At 34.6% G+C, this 7,345-nt stretch carries 7 protein-coding genes; 4 read left to right on the forward strand and 3 right to left on the reverse strand.

Annotation, left to right across the window (positions count from 1 at the left end; translation table 11 throughout):
• The first annotated feature begins 168 nt into the window (after positions 1–168).
• The 4 genes from gyrA (at position 169) to EZ449_RS20525 (ending at position 5,557) form a co-directional block, all read left to right on the forward strand.
• On the forward strand, positions 169–2,760 hold the full coding sequence (gyrA, locus tag EZ449_RS20510) for a DNA gyrase subunit A (RefSeq protein ID WP_131562450.1): 2,592 nt from the start codon (positions 169–171) through the stop codon (positions 2,758–2,760).
• Between the two features lie 25 nt (positions 2,761–2,785).
• Complete coding sequence (locus EZ449_RS20515) at positions 2,786–3,874, forward strand: tetratricopeptide repeat protein (RefSeq protein WP_131562452.1); 1,089 nt, start codon at positions 2,786–2,788, stop codon at positions 3,872–3,874.
• Between the two features lie 98 nt (positions 3,875–3,972).
• Positions 3,973–5,118, forward strand: coding sequence for a tetratricopeptide repeat protein (locus tag EZ449_RS20520; RefSeq protein ID WP_131562454.1), 1,146 nt, complete (start codon positions 3,973–3,975; stop codon positions 5,116–5,118).
• Positions 5,119–5,266: 148 nt separating this feature from the next.
• Positions 5,267–5,557 (forward strand): endonuclease V, encoded by a 291-nt coding sequence (locus EZ449_RS20525; protein WP_131562455.1) that lies wholly within the window; start codon positions 5,267–5,269, stop codon positions 5,555–5,557.
• A gap of 35 nt (positions 5,558–5,592) precedes the next feature.
• Here EZ449_RS20525 and EZ449_RS20530 read toward each other — a convergent pair whose 3' ends face one another.
• The 3 genes from EZ449_RS20530 to EZ449_RS20540 form a co-directional block, all read right to left on the reverse strand.
• Entirely contained in the window at positions 5,593–5,961 is a 369-nt protein-coding gene (locus EZ449_RS20530; protein WP_131562457.1) for a hypothetical protein, read from the reverse strand.
• Positions 5,952–6,845: an oxygen-dependent coproporphyrinogen oxidase gene (gene hemF / locus EZ449_RS20535; RefSeq protein WP_131562466.1), complete on the reverse strand. Its 894-nt coding sequence runs from the start codon at positions 6,843–6,845 to the stop codon at positions 5,952–5,954. Before hemF ends, EZ449_RS20530 begins: the two co-directional genes overlap by 10 nt.
• Positions 6,846–7,074: 229 nt before the next feature.
• On the reverse strand, positions 7,075–7,345 hold a 271-nt coding region (locus tag EZ449_RS20540; protein ID WP_131562459.1), incomplete at its 5' end, for an IS66 family transposase.

The raw sequence follows: 7,345 nt of genomic DNA on the forward strand, positions 1-7,345 counted from the left end.
ACTGATTTAAACAGCTATGTAAGGCCGCAAAATAATTTGCCGTCTAAAAACCATAATCAATGCCCAAAACTTTTCCACAATGCCTTATTTCGCCATATTTTTGCTAAATTCGCAAGGTTATAATAATACCTTTTTAAATATCGTTTTTGATAACGAGAATAATAATTTATGGCAGAAGATTTAGAAAATCAGCAAAACGACAAAATCATTCAAATAAATATTGAAGAGCAGATGAAATCGGCCTACATTGACTATTCAATGTCGGTAATTGTATCGAGGGCTTTACCTGATGTACGCGATGGATTGAAACCGGTACACCGCCGTGTTTTATATGGTATGCTCGATTTAGGTGTAACAAGCAATAAGCCACATAAAAAATCTGCCCGTATTGTAGGGGAGGTTCTTGGTAAATATCACCCACACGGTGATGCATCTGTATATTTTACCATGGTTCGTATGGCTCAAGATTGGAGCTTACGTTACCCAATGGTAGATGGACAAGGAAATTTTGGTCACATCGATGGTGATTCACCAGCTGCAATGCGTTATACGGAAGCACGTTTCTCCAAAATTGCAGAGGAGATGCTTGCCGATATCAATAAAGATACGGTAGATTTTCAGCTAAACTTTGATGATACCTTGCAGGAACCAACAGTTTTACCTGCAAAAATCCCTAACCTTTTAGTTAATGGATCATCAGGTATTGCAGTAGGTATGGCCACCAATATGGCTCCTCACAATTTAACTGAGGTTATTGATGGTGTTGTTGCTTATATTGATAATAGCGAAATTACTATTGAGGAATTGATGAAGTTTGTTAAAGCTCCGGATTTCCCTACTGGTGGTATCATTTATGGTTACACTGGTGTTAAAGAAGCATTTGAAACTGGTCGTGGCCGTATTGTGATGCGTGCTAAAGCTGAAATTGAAAGTGTTAAGGATCGTGAAGTAATTATTGTTACCGAAATTCCTTATCAGGTAAATAAGGCCAACATGGTTGAGCGTACAGCTGAACTGGTAAATGAGAAAAAATTAGAGGGTATTTCTAACATTCGTGATGAATCTAATAAAGATGGTATCCGCATTGTTTACGAAATTAAACGCGATGCAAATGCCTCTATCGTTTTAAACAACCTATATAAGTACACGGCTTTACAAACATCTTTCAGTGTAAATAATATTGCATTGGTTAAAGGTCGTCCGCAAATGTTAAATCTTAAGGATTTAATTATGCATTTTGTCGATCACCGTCATGATGTAGTGGTTCGCCGTACCAAATATGAATTAGCAGAAGCTGAAAAACGTGCACATATTTTAGAAGGTTATTTAATTGCCTTAGATCATTTAGATGAAGTAATTAAATTAATTCGTGCATCAGAAACTCCAGAGGAAGCCCGCGTTGGCTTAATGGAAAAATTCGGATTGAGCGATCTTCAAGCTCGTGCGATTTTGGATATGACGCTTCGTCGTTTAACAGGACTAGAGCGTGATAAAATTAAAGAAGAATATGCTGAATTAATGAAAACCATTGAGCATTTGAAATCTATTTTAGCCGATGAAGGTTTGCGTATGCAAATCATTAAGGATGAATTGGCAGAAATCCGTCAGAAGTTTGGCGATGAACGTAGAACAACAATCGTTCACTCGGCAGAGGATATGAGCATGGAAGATTTCATCGATGATGAAGAGGTGGTAATTACAATATCTCACGAAGGTTATGTAAAACGTACTCCAGCAACAGAATTTAGAGCGCAGGGCAGAGGTGGAAAGGGATCGAAAGGTAGTAACTCAAGAAATGAAGATTTTATTGAGCACATGCTTATTGCAACTAACCACAATTATATGTTATTCTTTACCGAGGCTGGAAGATGCTTCTGGTTAAGGGTTTATGAAATTCCAGAGGGTTCTAGAACCAGTAAAGGAAGAGCAATTCAGAATATTATCAACATACCGAAAGAAGAGAAAATTAAGGCATACATTAAAGTTAAAAACCTTAAGGATCAAGAATATTTAGAGAACAATTTCATTATTATGTGTACTAAAAAAGGTACCATAAAGAAAACTTCTCTAGAATCTTATTCTCGTCCTCGTGTTAACGGTATAAATGCCATTAACATTAACGAAGGTGATGTATTATTAGAAGCATGTTTAACCAACGGTGAAAGCGAAATTGTAATGGCTTTACGTTCAGGAAGAGCAATTCGTTTTAATGAGAAAACTGTTCGTCCGATGGGTAGAACGGCTACTGGCGTACGTGGTGTTAGACTTGCACATGATCAGGATGAAGTTATTGGCATGATTGCTGTAAACAATCCAGAGGTTACGGTGTTAGTAGTATCAGAAAAAGGATACGGAAAACGTACTGATATTGAAGATTATCGTGTTACAAACCGTGGTGGTAAAGGTGTAAAAACTATTAACGTAACAGAAAAAACAGGACAATTGGTTTCTATAAAAGATGTTACTGATAGCGAAGATTTAATGATCATTAACCGTTCTGGAATAGTTATTAGAATTCCTGTATCGGCTTTAAGAGTAATGGGACGTGCAACACAAGGTGTTCGTTTAATATCTTTAAAAGGTGATGACGAAATTGCATCGGTTACTAAAATCGACCATGAAGAGGATGAAGTTGAAGAGGTTGATTTAGCGGATGTTTTAGTGGTTGATGGTGAAGAATTAGAAGCAGATCCAACCGTTGAAGCCGACGAAACTGAAGATGAAGAAGAATCTGATGAGGAATCAAAAGAAGAAAATTAACTAAATTAAGATTAGAATAAAAATTATGAAAAGAGTATTTCTAGGTATATTTTTAGCAGGTGCAGTAAGCGCTGCATTTGCTCAGAAAAGCGAAGTTAGTGAAGCAAAAAAAGCTTGGAGTATAAGCCAATTTGTACTTCAGAATCAAAGTGGTCCTTTGAATAAAAAGTTAGAATCACTTAAAACCGGATTGGCCCATACAGATAAAGCTATTGCTGATGAGAAATCAAAAGTAATGCCTGATGCGTGGTCTTACCGAGCTCTATTTGCATCATCGGTTGCAATTTTGGATTCTACAAGTACAGCCAATGCAGATGCAAACTTAAAAATTGCACAAGAGGCAGTGGCTGAAGCTAAAAAATTAGATACCAAGGGAGCTGAAAAAGATAATATCGCTTTGGCAGAGACTAACATTATCAATGCAATTAGAAATGGCGGCGTAATTGCCTATAATAAAAAGGATTACAAAGCAGCATACGAAAAATTTATGGCTGCAACGGTAATTAATCCTACAGACACCTCTATGTATTTAAATGCTGGTATTGCTGCTAGGTTTATTGAGGATTATCCAAATATGATTACGCAATTCAAAAAAGTAATTTCTATGAATTCTCCGCAGTCGAAAGATTTATACTCAGAAATTATTAATACCACTTTGAGCATGCAAAAGGATACTACTGCTGGTTTAGCTTTAATTAAAGAAGCATCTGCAAAGTTCCCAGATAATACAGACTGGATTAAAACGGAGACCCAAATTTATATTGACAGGGGAGATGCTGCAAAATCTGAGCAAATGCTTATTGCTTTAGCTGCCAAAGAGCCAGAGAATCCAAATTATCAGGTATTATTGGGTAATATTTATTTCGCTCAGGCCTTAAAATTGCAAGATGTTAGAAATAAGATCGATGCTAAAAAAGTAAAGGAATTTAATGAAGTAACTACCAAAATGAATGGTTTATTGGATAAATCACTTCCTTTTTATAAAAAAGCTTTAGCTGTTGATGCCAATAATAGAGGAGCATTAGATACGCTGAAAACGATTTATGCTTTCAGAAACGACACTAAAAATTATGATGAAATTAAAAAACGTATAGACGCTTTACCTAAGCAATAATTTACTTCACATAGAAAAAAAGAGCTCTGAAATTTCGGGGCTCTTTTTTTTATGTTTATTTTTATCATTTATAAAAGGTTTACCAATAGATTTATCCCATGTATAATTGCTTTAAAATATCGTTAGCGGCTCTTCTTTTACTTTCAATAAATGCATCAGCTCAAAAAAGTCAGATTTTAATAGCAAGAAATTCCGTTGGAAAACTACAAGCTTCCATCGCCAATAAGGAGGATTCAAAAAAGCAATTGTCTATTATCAACGATGGTTTAAAGGCTATTGAATCTGCAGAAAAGGATAATAAAACCAAAAAATGGTCAGAAACTTGGTCGATAAAATCATACTTAACATCCTTTGCATCATTAATTGACACTGATCCAAACAATGCAAATAAATTTTATGATGCTGCTGTAGAAGCCGTTAAGCAGGCTAAAAGCTTGGATAAATACGATGACAATTCTGGATTAATCAAAGCTTCACGACATAATATCTTAATTAAAAAACAAGATAAAGGCAACGAAGCATATTTTAACAATGATTTTAATGAAGCTTTTGCTGATTTGAAAGAAGTGAGCGATAGCTTTCCTGGTGATACAACTTTGGCATTAAATACTGCCATTTGTGCTTTAAATATTCAATCTTATGATGAATCCTTAAATTATTTTAAGCGTGCAAAAGAAAACGGAATTAAAAATCCATCTGTCTTTCAGAAAATGGCGCAGATGTATGTAGTTAAATCTGATAACGAAACTGCTATCAAAACATTAGAAGATGGGTTATTACTAAATCCATTCAATCGTTTTCTTACCAATGATTATATCAATCTTTTACTTGATACAGAAAACTATAGTAAAGCTCAAGGGTTAATTGAAGGCAACCTAAAAGTGGAAAAAGGCAACAAGCTTTTATATTTTCTGTATGGCTACCTACAACAGGCTGGAGGAAATAATGCGACTGCAATTTTAGCTTATGATAGAGCCTTAACATCAGACCAGAATTATTTTGATGCGCTGTACCAATTGAGTTTGGCTTATTTAAACACAGCTAATGAAAGTTTGAATAAAAACGAGCAGGACAAAGCTGCTAAGTACAATGGATTAATTGATAAAGCTCAACTGGCTTTACAGAGAGCAAATGAAATTAATCCTAATGATAAGAAAACAGTTCAGTTGCTAATCGATATTTACACTCGTAAAAATGCAACTGACAAAGTTCAGGAGCTAAATCGTAGATTACAGGAGTTATAGATGATGAATGAATTTAAGTGAAAGCAGGATGGTGAATTAAATACAACTTAACATAATATTAATTATAGGACAAATATAAAAATATTTTTAGAACATAAATTGTACTCATATCATGTATGATCATTAAAGTTTTTTAGAAGCAACGGCATTGCTGATTGAGCTTGTAAAACAATTAAAATTTCAAAAAGTTGAAAGTATTTCTACAATAGCTGGCGCAGATATTTCTTTCAATAAAAACAACACAACGATGTATGCTGGAATTGTAATTTTAAAATATCCAGAAATGATTTTGAAGTCTTTTGCATTAGAAACCTATGAAACATCATTTCCTTACAAAGCTGGGTTTTTAGGTTTTAAAGAAGTTCCCGCATTATTGAAAGTTTGGGATTTGATTGCCGATAAGTCTGATGTATTAACTATTTTAGAATTGGAAAATTAAGTGCCGGGTTCCATATTGTTGACCAGCCTTTAACTTTATTCTGATGCTTCTTTTAAAATGCAATTCTCAAGATTACCATCCCAGGTTTCATTTCCATTCGTTACAATCTCAAGGAAATCTAACTTTCCATTGGTAATATCCAAGCAGTAAGTTAGTTCGTTCTTCAAGTTTGGAGCGATCAATTTTTGTTCAGCGCTCAATAAACCATTAACAAATTCTTCCTCATTAAATTCTTTTAAATACTCAAAATTCAAAACCAGACTAATCGCTTTTGTTTCTCTCGATTTAACTCTTATGAAATCTAAATGAGTTTGTAGAAAAGCAAATTTAGCCGCATTAGCTTTAATAATAACTTCTAATAGAGATCTTTCAAATTCCCTCAACTCATTCATTACTAAATCCAATTAATGCCTTTTTTAAAAAATTGTTGCGTTTTATATTCTTCAGAATCTGGCTTCGGTTGAACGTTATAACCCCAGTTTGCCTGTGGCGGTAAACTCATTAAGATCGATTCAATTCTGCCATTAGTCTCTAATCCAAATTTTGTTCCCGAATCGTAAACCAAGTTAAATTCTACATAACGACTACGACGTTGATATTGCCATTCTTTTTGTAATTGGGTAAATTCCTTATTACGGTTTCTATCAATTAATTCTGTGTAGATCGGTAAAAATGTTTCACCAATGTTCGCAGAAAAATCCAAAATTTGTTCCCAAGTTAAATTGGTACTTTCAGGTTTTAATCTATCATAAAAAATGCCTCCAATTCCACGGGTTTCTTCACGGTGTTTAATGAAGAAATAATCATCGGCATGGGTTTTAAATTTAGGATAAAAATCTGTATTGAACTCATCACAAGCTTGTTTCAACTTATAATGAAAAAAGCGAGCATCGTTTTCAAAAACGTAATGTGGTGTTAAATCAATGCCGCCACCAAACCATCGAGTTTCCTCGTTTAGCTCGAAATAGCGAATGTTCATATGTATTATTGGAACCAGTGGATGATTTGGATGAATTACAATAGAAACTCCTGTTGCAAAAAAATCTTCTTCGGTAACATTAAATGCTTTTTTTACACTTTCTGGTAGCTTACCGTGAACAGCTGAGAAATTAACACCACCTTTTTCGATGATTGCCCCATTCTGCATAATTCGGGTACGACCGCCTCCCCCACCATTTCGATCCCAGAGCTCTTCTTCGAATTTACCTTTACCATCTGCAATTTCTAATCCTCTACAAATCTCATCCTGTATTTGCTTATAACGTTCTGCTACTTCTTCCTTAAACATGGCCAAATCCTTAATTCTTAACAAATTTAAGGCTATTAATAGCGCTAATTATATTTAAGTTTAGATAGTACATTTTATTGACATTAAAATAGTCAGAAGTCTTTAGTCGGGATTCTGAAGTTCAGTTGCTTAAAGATTTTTATTCCTATAAATATCTAAATCTTTTAATTAACTTTCAGTATAATAGTCCTCAGTCTAGAGGTATGCAGCCTATAAAGTGCATATTTGATTATCCACCTATATTTTTAAAGTTCTGTGGATACAGGTCCTTAATTTTCTTGTGGTTTATTGACATTATATTTTCCAGTGTGTATTTAAGCCACTTGTATGGATTCACCTGATGCTTCTTGCAGATCGCAAAGAAAGAATAGATCATTGCTGATCTTTGCGCTGCTTCGTGGCTTCCGGCGAAGAGATAGTTTTTCCTGCCCAGGCTCACCGGTCTTATTGCATTTTCTACCAGGTTGTTGTCGATTTGAAGGCTGCCATCATAAAGGTAT

Source organism: Pedobacter frigidisoli (genome assembly GCF_004331675.1).
Lineage (GTDB): Bacteria > Bacteroidota > Bacteroidia > Sphingobacteriales > Sphingobacteriaceae > Pedobacter > Pedobacter frigidisoli.

Excerpts from the sequence above, each read along its gene's own strand:
- EZ449_RS20520 (WP_131562454.1), top strand. The coding sequence starts at position 3,973 with ATGTATAATTGCTTTAAAATATCGTTAGCGGCTCTTCTTTTACTTTCA.
- hemF (WP_131562466.1), bottom strand. The coding sequence starts at position 6,845 with ATGTTTAAGGAAGAAGTAGCAGAACGTTATAAGCAAATACAGGATGAG.
- EZ449_RS20515 (WP_131562452.1), top strand. The coding sequence starts at position 2,786 with ATGAAAAGAGTATTTCTAGGTATATTTTTAGCAGGTGCAGTAAGCGCT.
- gyrA (WP_131562450.1), top strand. The coding sequence starts at position 169 with ATGGCAGAAGATTTAGAAAATCAGCAAAACGACAAAATCATTCAAATA.